The 14,290-nt window shown below is 69.8% G+C and carries 11 protein-coding genes; all 11 read right to left on the bottom strand.

Annotation, left to right across the window (positions count from 1 at the left end):
* Positions 1 to 30 precede the first annotated feature (30 nt).
* The 11 genes from BLT44_RS02150 to BLT44_RS02200 all read right to left on the bottom strand — a co-directional run bounded on the left by BLT44_RS02150 (position 31) and on the right by BLT44_RS02200 (position 14,290).
* Positions 31 to 1,173 (bottom strand): Gfo/Idh/MocA family protein, encoded by a 1,143-nt coding sequence (locus BLT44_RS02150; RefSeq protein WP_010155802.1) that lies wholly within the window; start codon positions 1,171 to 1,173, stop codon positions 31 to 33.
* A gap of 181 nt (positions 1,174 to 1,354) precedes the next feature.
* On the bottom strand, positions 1,355 to 3,118 hold the full coding sequence (locus tag BLT44_RS02155) for a hydantoinase B/oxoprolinase family protein (RefSeq protein ID WP_010155801.1): 1,764 nt from the start codon (positions 3,116 to 3,118) through the stop codon (positions 1,355 to 1,357).
* Between the two features lies 1 nt (position 3,119).
* The gene (locus tag BLT44_RS02160; protein ID WP_010155800.1) at positions 3,120 to 5,201 is read right to left on the bottom strand and encodes a hydantoinase/oxoprolinase family protein; all 2,082 of its coding nucleotides are present in this window, start codon (positions 5,199 to 5,201) and stop codon (positions 3,120 to 3,122) included.
* Positions 5,202 to 5,253: 52 nt separating this feature from the next.
* On the bottom strand, positions 5,254 to 6,147 hold the full coding sequence (locus BLT44_RS02165; RefSeq protein WP_010155799.1) for a fumarylacetoacetate hydrolase family protein: 894 nt from the start codon (positions 6,145 to 6,147) through the stop codon (positions 5,254 to 5,256).
* Between the two features lie 19 nt (positions 6,148 to 6,166).
* Entirely contained in the window at positions 6,167 to 7,447 is a 1,281-nt protein-coding gene (locus tag BLT44_RS02170) for an aspartate aminotransferase family protein (protein WP_010155798.1), read from the bottom strand.
* 18 nt (positions 7,448 to 7,465) lie between these two features.
* Positions 7,466 to 8,413, bottom strand: a complete 948-nt coding sequence (locus BLT44_RS02175; RefSeq protein WP_010155797.1) for a C-terminal binding protein — start codon at positions 8,411 to 8,413, stop codon at positions 7,466 to 7,468.
* Positions 8,414 to 8,635: 222 nt separating this feature from the next.
* The gene (locus BLT44_RS02180) at positions 8,636 to 10,321 is read right to left on the bottom strand and encodes an AAA-type ATPase lid domain-containing protein (RefSeq protein WP_231291518.1); all 1,686 of its coding nucleotides are present in this window, start codon (positions 10,319 to 10,321) and stop codon (positions 8,636 to 8,638) included.
* Between the two features lie 356 nt (positions 10,322 to 10,677).
* Positions 10,678 to 11,370 (bottom strand): glycosyltransferase family 2 protein, encoded by a 693-nt coding sequence (locus BLT44_RS02185; protein WP_040504941.1) that lies wholly within the window; start codon positions 11,368 to 11,370, stop codon positions 10,678 to 10,680.
* Complete coding sequence (locus BLT44_RS15520; protein ID WP_010155794.1) at positions 11,370 to 12,680, bottom strand: bifunctional PIG-L family deacetylase/class I SAM-dependent methyltransferase; 1,311 nt, start codon at positions 12,678 to 12,680, stop codon at positions 11,370 to 11,372. Before BLT44_RS15520 ends, BLT44_RS02185 begins: the two co-directional genes overlap by 1 nt.
* Positions 12,674 to 13,786, bottom strand: a complete 1,113-nt coding sequence (locus tag BLT44_RS15525; RefSeq protein WP_176783260.1) for an acyl-CoA dehydrogenase family protein — start codon at positions 13,784 to 13,786, stop codon at positions 12,674 to 12,676. The genes BLT44_RS15520 and BLT44_RS15525 overlap by 7 nt, the downstream gene beginning before the upstream one ends.
* A 198-nt stretch (positions 13,787 to 13,984) precedes the next feature.
* The gene (locus tag BLT44_RS02200) at positions 13,985 to 14,290 is read right to left on the bottom strand and encodes an MTH1187 family thiamine-binding protein (RefSeq protein WP_010155791.1); all 306 of its coding nucleotides are present in this window, start codon (positions 14,288 to 14,290) and stop codon (positions 13,985 to 13,987) included.

Here is a 14,290-nt window from a genome sequence, read left to right on the forward strand (position 1 = left end):
CGGGCGGAGCCGGGGCGCAGCGGTCGTGCATCAGTCGAATCGATAGGGCTCATGCGGACCGACCGACGGCAACGGCCGCGGGCGCTCGCAGGTGCTCGCGATCTCGATGTGACGCCCTTCCTTCGACGACTGCTCGAAGGCCAGCAGTACCTCGAGCACGTGGTAGGCGAACGCGCCACCGGTGCGCGGCTCCACCCCGGCCCGAATCGCGTGGCCGAACTCCGCGAGCCCAATTCCGCGGTAGGCATCGTCGCGGTGCGTCAGCGCCGTTTCGCGCCAATCGCCGCCACCGGGGGGCGTCATGTCGAGCGACAGATCGCGCGGCTCGCCCCGACGCAGCACGGGAGCCCCATCGAAGTGATCCGGGTTGGGGGCTGCGATCGAGCCCGCCGTGCCGTAGATCTCGAAGTGCGGCAGGTTGTGGTTCCACACATCCCAGCTCACGACGACCGTCGCCACGGCCCCCGACTCGAAGTCGATGGACCCCGAGATGTGCGTCGGGGTCTGGATCGGGATCTCCCCGTCGTACCCCCCGGATCCGTCTGGACGAGGTCGGGTCTCCGAAGACTTCGCCGCGGATGCCGACACCCGGCGCACCGGGCCGAAGATGTTGACGAGGTTCGTGATCAAGTAGGGCCCGATATCGAGCATCGGGCCGGCGCCCGGGCTGTAGAAGGGATCTACGTTGGGGTGCCAGTGCTCATAGCCGCGGTTCACGAACGAGCCGAAGGCGGCGACCGGCTCGCCGACCCAACCGTCATCGACCAACTTACGGCTGGTCTGCGCTCCCGAGCCCAGGAAGGTGGTCGGGGCCGACCCGGCATGGACACCGGCCGCTTTCGCGGCGTCGAGGATCTGCTGCGCCTCTTCGAGCGAGGTGGCGAAGGGCTTCTCCGACAGCACGTGCTTGCCCGCGGCGATCGCCTGCAGACTCACCGGGGCGTGCAGCTTCGGCGGGGTGAGGTTGAGCACGAGCTCGATCTCGGGGTCGGCGAGCAACTCGTCAGGGCTCAGCGCCTTGCGCACGCCGTACTCCTCCGCGCGCGCGGTGACCGCTGCCTCGTTCACGTCGGCCAGCGCCACGATGTCGACGTCGGGATGCACGCCGATCTTGTCGAGGTACTGGTTCAGAACATTTCCGACGCCGATGATGCCGACTCGAATGGGCTCCATGATCTCTCTCCGTCAATCATTCTTCTCGGTGAGCCGCGCATCCGCGTCGGCCCGGGGACCGGACGGCGCACTGATCGCCGCCCTGAGAAACGAACGGGCGAACCGCAGCGGCTCGCCCGTTCAGTGCTTCTACATTCTCAGAGGGGAACGCGCAGAACGTGTCCCATTCTGAGACACACCATCAGCGGGTGTTCGACAGGTCGCGTCGCTGAGCGGTCGTCGCGGCGGTGTCGATGGCGCCATCGGCGATGACGACACCGTAGATGTCGCGCGCGGTCTCGACGGTCACCCGCTGATCCTCGACGTCGACCAGCACGGCCTCGGGTTCGCGCTCCAGCGGATCGCCGTACCCGCCGCCGCCCGGAGTGATCGAGACGACCTTCTCGCCGCGGCGCAGATCGTAGCGACCGACGACCGGGATCTCCTTGCGCTCTCCCGAAGCAGCATCGATGACCCACGCCTCAGGCTCGGAGCCGCCGTGGCCGCCGCGCACACCCTGCGGCGGGTTCAGCTTGCCCTCGATGCCGTAGGTGAGCGTCACCTCCTCGTCTCGGGCCTCCATCACGACGCGCGTTGCGAGTCCGCCGCGCTGGCGTCCTGCACCACCGGTGTCGGCTACGAGCGTGCGCTCGTGCACCAGGATCGGATAGCGCTGCTCGTCGACCTCGACGCTGTCGTGGTACAGCAGCGCACCGCACACCGGGCGCTGGTAGGTGGGCCAGCCGTCGACGAACGGGGTCGCCGGGCCGCCGACGCCGCCGACGAGGATCTGATTCACGTAGGCGTTGCCGTTGCGCTCATCGATTCCCGAGATGACCGATTTCGCGGGAGCCTGCCCGGCAGCGCCCTCGGCCGCACCGTAGCCGTCGTCGATCTGCGCGAAGGCGGCCTGCACGAGGTTCACCACGCGGTCGGCGAGGTTCGTCGTGCCGGAGGAGCATGAGAACGGGTGCTTCGGGATGCCGACGACGCAGCCGTCGCGCAACTGCACCTCGATGCGCCGGAACGTGCCGGCGTTGCTCGGCAGGTTCTCGGGCAGGCCCGAGAGGATGCCCGCGAGTGCTGCGCCCGTTGCCGTCGCACGGGTCAGATTGAGGCCGTTCGGCAGGTTGTCCGGGTTGTCGCGCAGATCGATCGAGATGCGTCCCTCCTCCGGGCGCACCGCGATGGTCGCCTGCAGCGGCACCCCATCGGGACCGGTTCCGGGGAACGGATCGTGCGCGGTGGACCCATGGAGTTCCACTGCGGGAAGCGTCTCGATCGTCGACTGGGCGAGTCGCTCCGAGTAGTTGAACCACGCGTCGACGAAGTCGACGAGGTCATCAGCGCCGAACTTCTCAGCGAGCTCCTGGATGCGGCGCTCCGCGATGCGAGACGCGCCGACCGAGGCGAGGTAGTCGCCGTACCACTGATCGGGCACGCGGATGCGGGCACGGCACATGCGCACGATGTCGTCGATATCCGTGTAGTCGCGCTGCACCCGGACGCAGGGGAAGATGAGTGCGCCTTCTTCGTAGACGTCGCGTGCAGTCGCGAAGAAGGTCGTCGGCAGCGAGTCGCCGCAGTCGGCCTGGTGCGCCTTCGTCACCGCGGTGAAGAGATGGCGGCCCTCGATGAAGATCGGAACCAGGATGCAGTGGTCCGCTGCGTGCGAGTTGCCGCGGTAGGGGTCGTTGTGCAGAAAGGCGTCGCCTTCGCGGATGTCGTCGTGGAGCTCCACCATGTCCTCGCCGAGCGGGCCGGCTCCGAACACGTGCACCGGCACGCCCTCCGCTGCTGCGAGCAGCTGGTTGTCGGCGGTGAGCACCGCGCAGGAGAAGTCTCTCGCCGTGTTGATCACCGACGAGCGTGCGGAGCGGAGCAGTCCGCTCGTCATTTCGCGGACGATGCCGTCGAAGGCGTTGGCGAGAACGGAGAGCTTCACCGGGTCGAATTCGCGTGTCATGTCACGCCTCCTTGCGAGTGAGGTAGATGTTGGATCGGTCGTCGAGTCGAGCGTCCCACTCCGGCGGCACCACGATGGTGGTCGTCGGCTGGTCGATGACCGCGGGGCCGGCGATGCGATCGCCGGGGCTGAGCGTGACGCCGCGGTAGCGCGGCGTTGCGAACGGCTTGCCGCTGAACACGACGTCGTCGGTGCGGTGCACCTCGGGCGTCGAATCGTTCGATCCGGCGAGAGCGACGAGCTCGGGGCGCGGAATCTCGACGCGCACCCCCCACGTGATGATCTCGACGCGGCTGTCGGGATCGTGGGTGCCATTGCGGCGATCGTGCTCGACGTGGAAGGCCTGCTCGACGATCTCAGCCGCGTCCCTCGGAGCGGGTGCTTCGTCGAGAATGACGCGAAGGTCCCAGGCCTGGCCGGGGTAGCGTGCGTCGACGAAGTAGGAGACGACCGCTTCCGTACCGCTGAAACGTTCGGCGAAGACCGCTGCTTTGCCCGCGAGGTCGCGGAGCGCCGTTGCGGCCGACCCCACGTTGAACGCACGCGTGTCGTTGTGCAGCGGCGAGAGGAACTCGGTCGCGATCGGGGCGCGATGCGCGCCGTATGCAGCGAGCACGCCTGCAGTCGCGGGAATCAGTACGGTGTCGGCTTCGAGCAGGGCACCGATCGCAGCTGCGACCATCGCGCCCGCGCCGCCTCCGGCGACGATGAGGGCGCCGCGAGGGTCGACGCCCTGCTCGAGCGAGGACTGGCGGATCGCCGTCGCCATGTGGTTCGCCGACACGTCGAGGATCGCCTGAGCCGACTGCAGCGTGTCGCGGCCGAGCGGCCCCGAGATTCGACTGTCGATCGCACGCGTCGCGGCATCGCGGTCGAGCGTGAACCCGCCCTCGAAGCCTTGAGCGTCGAGGTATCCGAGCGCGACGCACGCATCGGTCACCGTCGGCTCCTCACCGCCGCGGCCGTACGCGGCCGGGCCGGGTGTGCTGCGCGCACTCTGCGGGCCCACGCGCAGCAGGCCACCGCCGTCGATCCATGCGATGCTGCCGCCGCCGGCGCCGATGCTCGTGACAGCGACTGAAGAGAGACCGGTGAGGTGCCCGACGAACGGCTCTCCGAGCCAGGCTTCGCGGGTGTGCCGCACGATGCCGTTCTCGACGAGCGACACGTCGAAGGTGGTGCCCCCCATGTCGCACACCACGACGGTGTCGCGGTCGGGAGCCGCAGCGGCGCCGACCAGCGGAGCCATCGACGGGCCCGAGTTGAGCAGCAGCACCGGTCGGTTCAACACGTCGGCGACATCGAGCACCGCACCCTCCGACGTGACGACGAGCAGGTCGCCGGTGAAACCGTATTCGACGAGGTCTGCCCGCAGATTGCCGAGGTGATCCGCCATCAAGGGCTTCAGCGAGGCATCGATCGCCGCCGCCGAGGTGCGGCGGTATTCGCGAATCGTCGGATTCGCCTCGTTCGAGAGCGTGTAGGGAACACCGGGCAGCTCCTCCTCGATGAGCTCGCCCACGCGACGCTCGTGCGCGTCGTTGATGATCGACCAGAGGAATCCGACCGCGATCGCCTCGGTGCCGTCTGCGGCGAGCCCGCGCAGCACGTCGCGAGTGCGCTCTTCGTCGAGGGGGACGAGCACCTCCCCCTCGGCCGAGAGACGCTCGGTGATCTCGAAGGTGTGGTTGCGCGGGATGTACGCCGGCGGGTACGCGGCTTTGGAATCGAAGGCTTCACGACGGCCGCCCTCGCGGAGCAGGAGGGTGTCGGCGAACCCCGCCGTCGTCAGCAGTGCGGTCTTCGCGACCTTGCCCGTGAGCACTGCGTTGGTGGCGTGGGTCGTGCCGTAGACGATGACGTCCGCGTTGCGCAGCACCGTGTCGCCGTCCCAGCCGACGGACTCCGCGGCGCGGCGCACCGACGCCTCGAACCCGGTGAACACGCGATCGTAGGTGGTGAGGGCCTTGCCGACGGCCATGCCGCCGGTGCTGGAGCCGACGACGACGTCGGTGAACGTGCCGCCCGTGTCGACGGCGATGCGGTACCGCGCCTCATCGGCGCCTGTGAGAACTTGACTCATGATGTGTGTCTTTCGTGTGTAGTGCGGAGTGAAGAACTGACCGAGATTCGAATCAGACCGAGGCGACGCGATTGCGCAGCGTGCCCACCCGCTCGATCTCGATCTCGACGGTGTCGCCCGGAGTGATCCACACGGGAGGAGTGCGCTTGGCTCCGATTCCCTGCGGGGTTCCGGTGGCGATCACGTCGCCGGGCTCGAGGGTCAGGAAGCTCGAGAGGTAGGCGATGATCTCGGCGATCGGGAAGATCTGATGCCGCGTGTTCGAGCGCTGCATCTCCACGTCGTTGACTCGGGTGACGAGATCCAGGGTCTGCGGGTCGCCGACCTCGTCGAGCGTGACGAGCGCGGGGCCCCACGGCGTCGAACCGTCGACCGCTTTACCCGCGGTCCACTGCGTACCGCGGTATTGCAGGTCGCGCGCGGTGACGTCGTTCAGAGGCGCGAGGCCCGCGACGTGATCGAGCGCTTCGGCTGCGCTGACCTTCGATGCACGTCGGCCGATGACCACGGCCACCTCGCCCTCGAAATCGAGGTTCTCGCTGACCTCGGCACCGCCGATCTCGGCGAAGGGTCCGATGAGCGTCGACGCGAACTTGGTGAACACGTCGGGGAACTCGGGAAGCGCGCGCCCGGTCTCGGCGACGTGGTCCTTGTAGTTCAGGCCCACGCAGAGCACCTTCGCCGGATCCGGTACGGGCCCGACGAGGCCGGCCTCGGCGATCGGACCGACCAGGGCGCCGATCGCGTTCTCGCTGGCGCTGTCGAACACTCCGCCGAGCTCGGTCAGGCGATCTCCGTACAGGGACAAGAACTCCTTGACCGAGCTCGGGGCGCCCCGGTCGGCCACGCCGGTATCCGCGAGCATCCGCTCGAGATCGTAGACGGCGTCGCCGATGAGCACGCCGCCGCGCGCACCGTAGGGATGGTTGTACGAGACGAGTTTCATAGTGGTCGCTGCTTTCGAATCAGGCGCGGTCGGTGCCGGCGGCTACGGAATTGACGGCGTCGGCGAGCCGATCGGCGATGTCCGCGCCGACGTTCTCGTCCATCTCCGTCGACAGGGAGAGGAGGTTCGCCGGGGAACCGAGCAGACCGCGCTCGTAGGTCGCCCACCACAGGCGGTGCTGCACGTCGTCCGCGACCTTCTCCGCACCGGCGGGTACCGCACGGAGCAGGGATCCGCGGCCGCGCACCTCCCAGCCCGCGTCGGCGATGCGATCGTTGACCACCGTGCGCACGGCATCCCCGAGCCGGTTCAGTCGTCGCACCTGGCCTTCGGTGTAGAGGCGCACCGCAGCGGCCCCCGCGGCCATGCTCACGGGGTTGCCCGAGAAGGTGCCGCCGTGCGGCAGGTTGCCGCTGCGGGTCGGGTCGACCTCGGCCATGAGCTCGCCACGCCCGGCGACCGCGCCCACGGGGAACCCTCCGCCGATGAGCTTGCCGGTCGTGAGCAGATCGGGCTCCACCCCGTACTCGCCGCTCAAGCCGCTGTAGCCGAGACGCAGGCTGATGGTCTCGTCGATGATGAGCACGATTCCGTACTTCGTCGCGAGGTCTCGAGCAGTTCGCACGAACTCTTCGCTGATGCTGATCAGGCCGGCTCGATTGGGCAGCAGGTCGAGGATGATCGCCGCGTACGCCTCCGGCGCGGCCTCGACGGCCCGCGTCAGGAACTCGATGTCGTTCAGGGGAACCGCAGTCACATCATCGATGACGCCCTGAGGCACACCCTTCGTGTACGACGGACCTCCGGGAACGAGCGCGACGTCAGATGTCCCGTGGTATCCACCCTTCGTGACGATGACCTTGTCGCGCCCCGTCGAGGCGCGTGCGATGCGCAGCGCCGACATCACGGCCTCGGTGCCCGAGTTAGTGAAGCGCACCTGGTCGAGCGACGGAAGGCGCTTCAGCAGCAACTCGGCGAGCTCCCACTCCCAGAGGTTCGGGATCCCCCAGCTCGCTCCAGCCGAGAGCGCCTTCGTGGCGGCTTCGGTGATCTCCGGGTGTGCGTTCCCGTGGATCAGCGAAGTGAAGTTGTTGTTGGCGTCGATGAGTTCGCGCCCGCGGTCGTCCCACACGCGGAACCCGACACCGCGAATCGCGTAGGGACTCGGCTCCCCGGTGAAGTAGGTCGATCGCCCGTACCCGCCCGGCAGGAGCGGGAAGCCGCGAGGGCCTCGGCGCAGGTGCGGGTCTTCGGCGAGCACCTCGTGCGCGACGCGCTCGGCGGCAGTGTTCGTATTCACGTCAGTCTCTCCCAGTTCTCAGGCCACGCGGTCGATCAGCGGCTGACCGGTGAGCGCGCGGCGAACGCGGTCCACCGCGCCCTCCTGCAGCGCTCCAGTCGAGCGGTTCGAACGCCAGGCGATGTGCGGCGTCAGGATGGTGTTCGGCGCCTTGCGCAGCGGGTGCTCGGGGTCGAGCGGCTCCTGCGCGAACGTGTCGATTCCCGCGCCGGCGATGTGGCCGCGGGTCAGCGCCTCGGCCAGCGCAGCTTCGTCGACGAGCCCTCCGCGGGAGACGTTGACGATGACGGCACCGCGCCGCATGCGCCCGAGCACGTCACCGGAGATGAGGTTCCAGGTGTCGTCGGTCAGCGGAAGATGCAGCGAAACGACATCCGAGTTCTCGAGAATGTCGTCGAGCTCGGCGAGGGCGAACTCGCTCTCGACGACGAACGGGTCGTACGCGCGCACCTGCGCGCCCACTGCGGAGTACATGCGCGCAACGTGAGCGCCGATGCGGCCGAGCCCGACGACGCCGACTTCGAGCTGCGAGAGCACCGGAGTGTCGTAGCCGATGATGCCGCCCCAAGCGAAATCTCGGATGGCGGCGTCGCCGGCCGGGAGGCGGCGCGCGAGCGCGAGACCCATCGAGAAGGCGTGCGAGGCGACTTCCTCCGAGGCGGTACCCGGAACGATCGACACGGGAATGTTCGCCGCCGACGCCGCATCGACGTCGATGTTGTCGTATCCGATCCCGTAGCGGATCACCGCTTTGCACTGCTGCATGGTGGGGAAGTCGTTCGCCGTCAGTTTGGCGTAGGGCGTGATCATCACGATCTCGGCGTCGGCGAGACCCTCGCGGAACTCGTCGACGTCGCTTGCGGCGACCAGCTCGTAACCGAGCTCCTTCGCGAGCGCGTGCTCGCGCTCGAGGTCGGGGAAGTGGTGGGGAGCGACCAGGATGGTCCCCTGTCCTTCGCGATTCATGTGCAGCAATCCTGTTCTCGTCTGTGACGGTTGGCGTCCGCAGTCGTACTCGAGTTCCGTTCGCGGGGTGTGACCATTCCATCGCCCGCCGCGCGACTCGAAGCGTCCCAGATCGGTACACGCCGGGTCGCCGAAAACAGGCATACCGCTGGGACCGTGGAATGCACGGTCTCAGCGGTATGCCTGTGTGTGTCGCCGCGTCAGCGGCTGGTGCGCAACGAGTTAGAGGTCGAGCCCCCGACTCCGGAAGAAGTCCATTCGCCGATACAGCGTCGAGCGGCCGATCTGCAGCATCGATGCCGTGAGACGTCGGTTGCCCTGCGCCTCGCGGAGCGCACTGCGCAGCTCGCTGTATTCGGCCTCTTCGAGACGCGACAGCCGCCCGGTCGATGCCACGCGCTGGAAGGAGATCGGCAGGTCATCCATCGTCGCTTCGCCGCCCCGCGCACGTTCGACGGCGTTGATCACCACCGACCGCAGCTGCTCGATATTGCGCTCCCAATCAGAGTTCATCAGTGCCGACAGCATCTTCCGCGAGAGCGTCTTGTCTCCGAGGTCAGCAGCGATGGCCTGCGCCAGCAGTGGAATGTCTTCGCGTCGGTTGCGCAACGGCGCCACCTCGAGTTCGAGCGCTCCGCAGAACTCGGAGATGCGGAGCGTCGTGGGCGTCGCCCGCTGCGCGGTCAAGATCACGTTCGCTGTCGGATGCGCTCCGATCGCCCGCACGATGTCGATGCCGTCGAGCTGGCTGAGCTCATCCGCGTGGCCGATGACGATCGTGTCCGGGTTGGCGCCGAGCGACTGCGCCACCTCCTCGGCGAGCGACAGCGCATTGTTGCGGTGACGCGCATCGACGAAGACGCTGCTCCCGCGAAGTGCGGCGATGGCACCAGCGATCCGCCGCTTCCCCGTGCCCGCCTCGCCGATGATCACGGCCGACCGCGACTGCTCGACAGCGCGCGCGGCCAGGGCGAGCGTGGTCTCGAATTCGCTGCTCGCGCCCACGAGCCGCTGCCGCAGCTGGGAGAGCGCGAACGACTGCGGCACCGGCTCGAGCTCGATGATGCCGCTCGCCGCGGAGCGCAGAGCGCGCTGCTCGGGGCGCGGCCGCACCGTGACGATCGCGCCGACGCTCGCGCCGGAGAGCTGCACCGCCGTGAGCGTCAGCTCTGCGGCGCCGATTCCGCTGAGCGAAACGGTCGCCGTGCTCGAACGACCGGTCGACATCACGGACTTGGCATAACCCTCCACGATGGCCAAGTCGTTCTCCTGCAGTCGCGTCGTCGCCGCCGAGTTCATCAGCGAATTCTTGCCGTCCATCGCGATGATCGGGGTATCACCGCGACGTCGGGTCACCGTGAGGTACTCGTCGAGCAGCGCGCGCTCCTTCGACGACGTCCGGGTGGCGATGTCGTGCTCGATGCGCGACGACACGCCCTCGAGCATGAGCAGCGTCGAGCCGGGATCGATGTGGGAGACGCGCGCTTCGGGGAACGTCAGGCCCACGACCGCGCGAACGCGATTGTGGAACGGATCGCGCACGAGCGAGCCGAAGCACCAGTTGCCGCGCATGTCTTCGCGGAAGTGCTCTTCGGGCGCGAGCCACACGCCGCGTCCCTCTTCGAGAGCGAGGCCCTCGCCGTTGCTCCCGCAGCTCTCCTCGAGCAGCGAGTAGCCCTCGGGGAAGCTGTCGTCCGCACGCAAGAAGCTCGGATGGATGAGTGCTCCGTTGGGGGCGGTGAGACTCACGTAGCCGCCGAGATCGGATGCCACTTCGTCGAGCTTCCGCAGATGCGGCTCGGCTGCGCTCAGCGTATGCTCATCGACCCGCCCGGCGTCGAGCATGCCGCGGTCGGCGGAGGCGTCGACGCCAGCGGCTCGGCTGCGGTACCACGATCTGGCGATCATCGGTCGCACGCCGCGGATCTCGGCATTGAGCGATTCGAGTATCGAGTCTCTCGCTCGATCCGCAGCTCGCCACTCCTGCACGCGCCGAGTTGTACCCACCGCTTGGCCAGTCATAGCGCACCTCCTGGGTCTCCACACTGAGTGTCGGAATGTCCGTAGAAAGTAACACAGAATCAACGGCGCGAGCCGTCTGGAAACGTCGAGAACGGGACACGCGGATTGGACAGACATCCGAAGCGACGCGGTTGCCTCGGACGCGCTCCCGTTCGCCCGCGCACCAGCGGCCTGCTGCCGGCGAGGCGGTACCCGCTGCGCCTGTACGAAGCCGCGGCTCGCCCGCCGGGCGAGCGATCCGCTCAGCTCAACTCGACGATCGGGGCCTCGACCTCGCGTTCGGCGCGCAGGTATCCGGCGAACCCGCCCGGCGTGCGTCCGTCGAGCCGCGCCGACGTGATCACGGGGCTCGCGTCGGAGTACCGCACCCGCGGCGCCCGGAGTCGGCGCACGAGATCGACGTCCTCGTGCTCGGCGAGCGCGGCGAACCCGCCCGCCCGGAGGTACGCGGAGGCGCGGACGCCGAGATTCGCCCCGTAGATCTCGGGCGTCGCCCGCCCGGCGGGGTGCGCGTGCGCCCACCGCTGCTGCAGATCCCTCGGGTACTCGGCGGGATCGGGTACGACCGATCCGAGCACCGCGTCGACCCCGGCCTCCGCCCGGAGGAGCTGCTGCGCGATCCAGTCGGAGGGCACGATCGAGTCGGCGTCGGTGTTCGCGATCCACACCCCGGCTGGGTGGACGGTGAGGCTCCGGAGCGCGTGCCGCACCCCGAGCGCGCGGCCGACCCCCACGTTGGAGGCCGCGATCTCGACGACCTCCACGCCCGCGAAGCTCCGCGCGAGGGGCACGGTGCGGTCGGTGCAGCCGTCGGCGACGAGCGTCACTGACACGTCGACGGGGCAGCGCGCGCTCGCGGCGAGCACCGCGGAGAGGCACGCCGCGATCCGCCGCTCCTCGTTCTTCGCCGGGATGACGACGGCGACGTGCTGCATCACGCCAAGCCCTCCGCGCGCGCGACCGACGCGCCGTCGAGCGCGTACACCTCGAGCACGAAGTCCTCCTCGACGTGCGCGACCACCCGCGCCCACTCCTCCTCCTGCAGCATCTCGTGCACGCGGTCGCCGCTGAGCCGGTGCGCCGCGACAGGGTGCCGCCAGTGGCACGCGACGAGGATGCCGTCGGGTGCCAGCGCGCTCCTGATGCGGGATCGGATCGCGCGCAGCTCGGCCTCGTCCCAGTAGTACGCCACCTCCGAGAGCACGACGAGGTCGAAGCGCTCGCCCGGCAGGTCGTCGCGCACGTCGCGGACCGCGAACTCGACGCCCGGCCGCGACGTGCGCCGCGCCTCGGCGATCGCCCGCTCCGAGATGTCGACGGCGAGCAGCGCGTCGCAGCGCTCGGCGAGGAGCTCGGTGAGATGCCCGACCGAGCACCCGATCTCGAGACCGCTGCGGAAGCGCTCGCGCGTGAGCGACGCGACGGTGAGCGCCCGCTTGCGCGACTCGTACCAGCGCGTGCGAAAGCTCCACGGATCATCAGATCGCGTGTACAGGGCGTCGAAGTACTCGCGCCCGAACTCCGCCGCGGCGGCCGCGAAGTGCTCGACGGGTCGTCGGAAGTGCTCGAGGAAGTCGTCGCGCAGCACGGGCGCTCCCGCGGCCTCCACCGGCACCTCGATCTGGGAGGCGAAGCTCGCGATGGCCCGCTGCTTCACGTCGGCGTCGATCGGAACGGCGACGAGCCGATCCCACGGGGTCTCGGCGTGGTCGGGCGACGCCCAGTGCCACATCCAGATCGGGTACTCGAGCACGACTCGGTCCGCGGCGTGCCGCACCGCCAGCTCGCCGACGACCCGATGATCGGGGTGCCCGTCGCCGCGCCACGGGGCGACCACGAGCGCGTCTGCGGGGGCGGCGTCGAGTGCCGCCCGGATCGCCGCGGAGATCTCCGCGTACTGCTCCTCGGTGCGGCCGTCGGCGAATCCGAGCCAGTCGAGCGCCGCTTCGGGGTGGAGGACGTGAATCGCCTGCTGCAGCTCCCGGCGCCGCGTCTCGGCGAGGTCGGGCAGCTCCGCGTGCGAGGCGGCGCCGTCGGTCACGCAGATCACCCGCACCGGCACGCCCGCCGCTCGGCTCCGGGCGATCAGCCCGCCCGCGCCGAGCGTCTCGTCGTCGGGATGCGCGGCGAGCACCACGACCGCGGAGAAGCCCGAGAGGTCGAACACGGGGGCATCGGCGAGCCGCGTGTCGCGCTCCCAGGTGCGTCGCGTCGTGCCGGGTGCCGCGGCGTCGAAGGTCACCACGGGTGCGCCTCGGATGCGACGAGCAGCGATCCCTGAGCGGCATCGTCGCGCTCCGCATGGTGCTGGCGGATGTACAGCTGCAGGTCGCTCACCCGCTTGGCGTGCTCGGCGTGCAGGGCGAGCGGCGCCGGGCCGAGGGCGTGGCCGACGCGGGTGATGACCTCCTCGCAGGTGCGCGCGACGATGCCGCGCACGCGCAGGGCCAGCAGCGGTCCGTCGACGTCGCGACCGGCGTCGATCGCGTCGGCCGCGTCTCGGAGCGCCAGCCCGCTCGCGTGCAGGAGCGTGTCGATGGCGCCGAGGTGCGCGGCCCGGTGCGGGTCGGGTTTCACGGCTGCGGCGTCTCGCAGGGTGCGCGCCATCGCGACGGCGCCGCCGAACCAGCAGGCGGCCACGCCGATGCCGCCCCACCAGAAGCCGTCGCGCTCGAGATACCAGCGCGGGCCGCCGACGGGCGCGGCGGGCACGCGGTCGAAGGTGACGGGGCCGCTCGGAATCTCGACGAGCCCGCGCGCCGCCCACGCGTCGGGGCGCACGCGCACGCCCGGGTCGCGCAGATCGACGGCGAACAGGCGCGGCCCGTCGTCGGTCGCGGCGGTGACGAGCGCCCCGTCGAGCTGCGCGGCGAGCGAGCACCAGAGCTTCTCGCCCGTGATCGACCACTCGGGCTCGGGTGCGGTTGCGGCCGGGGGTGCCGTCGCGGTTGGGGGTGCGGCTGCGGCCCGGGTCTCGTGGGGAGTCGCGCGCAAGGGGTCGGGCCCGCCCTCTGCGGCGAACACGCCCCATGCGCCGTCGGGCAGGGGCAGGCCGGCCTGGTCGAGGATCGCGCACGCGTCGAGGTGCGGTTCGACGGCACGGGCGATGCCGAGATCGTGCGCGGCGAGCGTGGCGAGGTGCTCCCAAAGCCGCTGCGTGTGGCCGCGGCCCGGGGAGCGGAGGCCCGGGGCGATGCGCTGAGCGTGTGCGAGGGCATCGGCTACCGTTGCGGGCGGGCCCTCGGGGAGCGGTGGCGAGGCGTGCGCGCTGTCGGGGCTGTCGCCGCTCGGCTCGGCGTGCGGCGCGAAGCGCACGCGCGCCGACTCGCCGGATCGCGTCCGGTGCTCCATGTGGTTCCTCTCCGTGCGCCGCGCGCGTTGCGCCGCAGCTGCAGTCTCGACGTCGACGGCGCCGGGAACACCGACCGCACCTCTGATATTGGCCGGGCCGCGGCGGCCGGGCAAGGGGATTGTGCGGGCGGGCGCCGACAGGGCACCGCCCGGCACGGTCGGCGCCTGCCCGGCCGGAGGGCCCCGGCCCCGCGTTAGCTAGTCGCCGGACTCCGCGATCGCCGCCTCGAGCCGCTCCAGCTTGCCGTCGAGCTCGCCCGCGAACCCGGGGCGGATGTCGGCCTTCATCACGAGCGAGACACGGGAGCCGAACGGCAGCACCGCTTCAGTCGCGCGCTTGACGACGTCGAACACCTCGTCCCACTCGCCCTCGATCTCGGTGAACATGGACGAGGTGCGGTGCGGAAGCCCCGAGGCGCGCACCACCTTCACCGCCTCGGCGACGGCGTCTGACACGGAGGCGTCGCCCGTGCCCGACGGTGCGACGGAGAATGCGAGGATCAT

This window comes from Leucobacter chromiiresistens, from assembly GCF_900102345.1.
Classification (GTDB): Bacteria; Actinomycetota; Actinomycetes; order Actinomycetales; family Microbacteriaceae; genus Leucobacter; species Leucobacter chromiiresistens.

Excerpts from the sequence above, each read along its gene's own strand:
- BLT44_RS02150 (WP_010155802.1), bottom strand. The coding sequence starts at position 1,173 with ATGGAGCCCATTCGAGTCGGCATCATCGGCGTCGGAAATGTTCTGAAC.
- BLT44_RS02155 (WP_010155801.1), bottom strand. The coding sequence starts at position 3,118 with ATGACACGCGAATTCGACCCGGTGAAGCTCTCCGTTCTCGCCAACGCC.
- BLT44_RS02160 (WP_010155800.1), bottom strand. The coding sequence starts at position 5,201 with ATGAGTCAAGTTCTCACAGGCGCCGATGAGGCGCGGTACCGCATCGCC.
- BLT44_RS02165 (WP_010155799.1), bottom strand. The coding sequence starts at position 6,147 with ATGAAACTCGTCTCGTACAACCATCCCTACGGTGCGCGCGGCGGCGTG.
- BLT44_RS02175 (WP_010155797.1), bottom strand. The coding sequence starts at position 8,413 with ATGAATCGCGAAGGACAGGGGACCATCCTGGTCGCTCCCCACCACTTC.
- BLT44_RS02180 (WP_231291518.1), bottom strand. The coding sequence starts at position 10,321 with ATGATCGCCAGATCGTGGTACCGCAGCCGAGCCGCTGGCGTCGACGCC.
- BLT44_RS02185 (WP_040504941.1), bottom strand. The coding sequence starts at position 11,370 with ATGCAGCACGTCGCCGTCGTCATCCCGGCGAAGAACGAGGAGCGGCGG.
- BLT44_RS15525 (WP_176783260.1), bottom strand. The coding sequence starts at position 13,786 with ATGGAGCACCGGACGCGATCCGGCGAGTCGGCGCGCGTGCGCTTCGCG.
- BLT44_RS02200 (WP_010155791.1), bottom strand. The coding sequence starts at position 14,290 with ATGATCCTCGCATTCTCCGTCGCACCGTCGGGCACGGGCGACGCCTCC.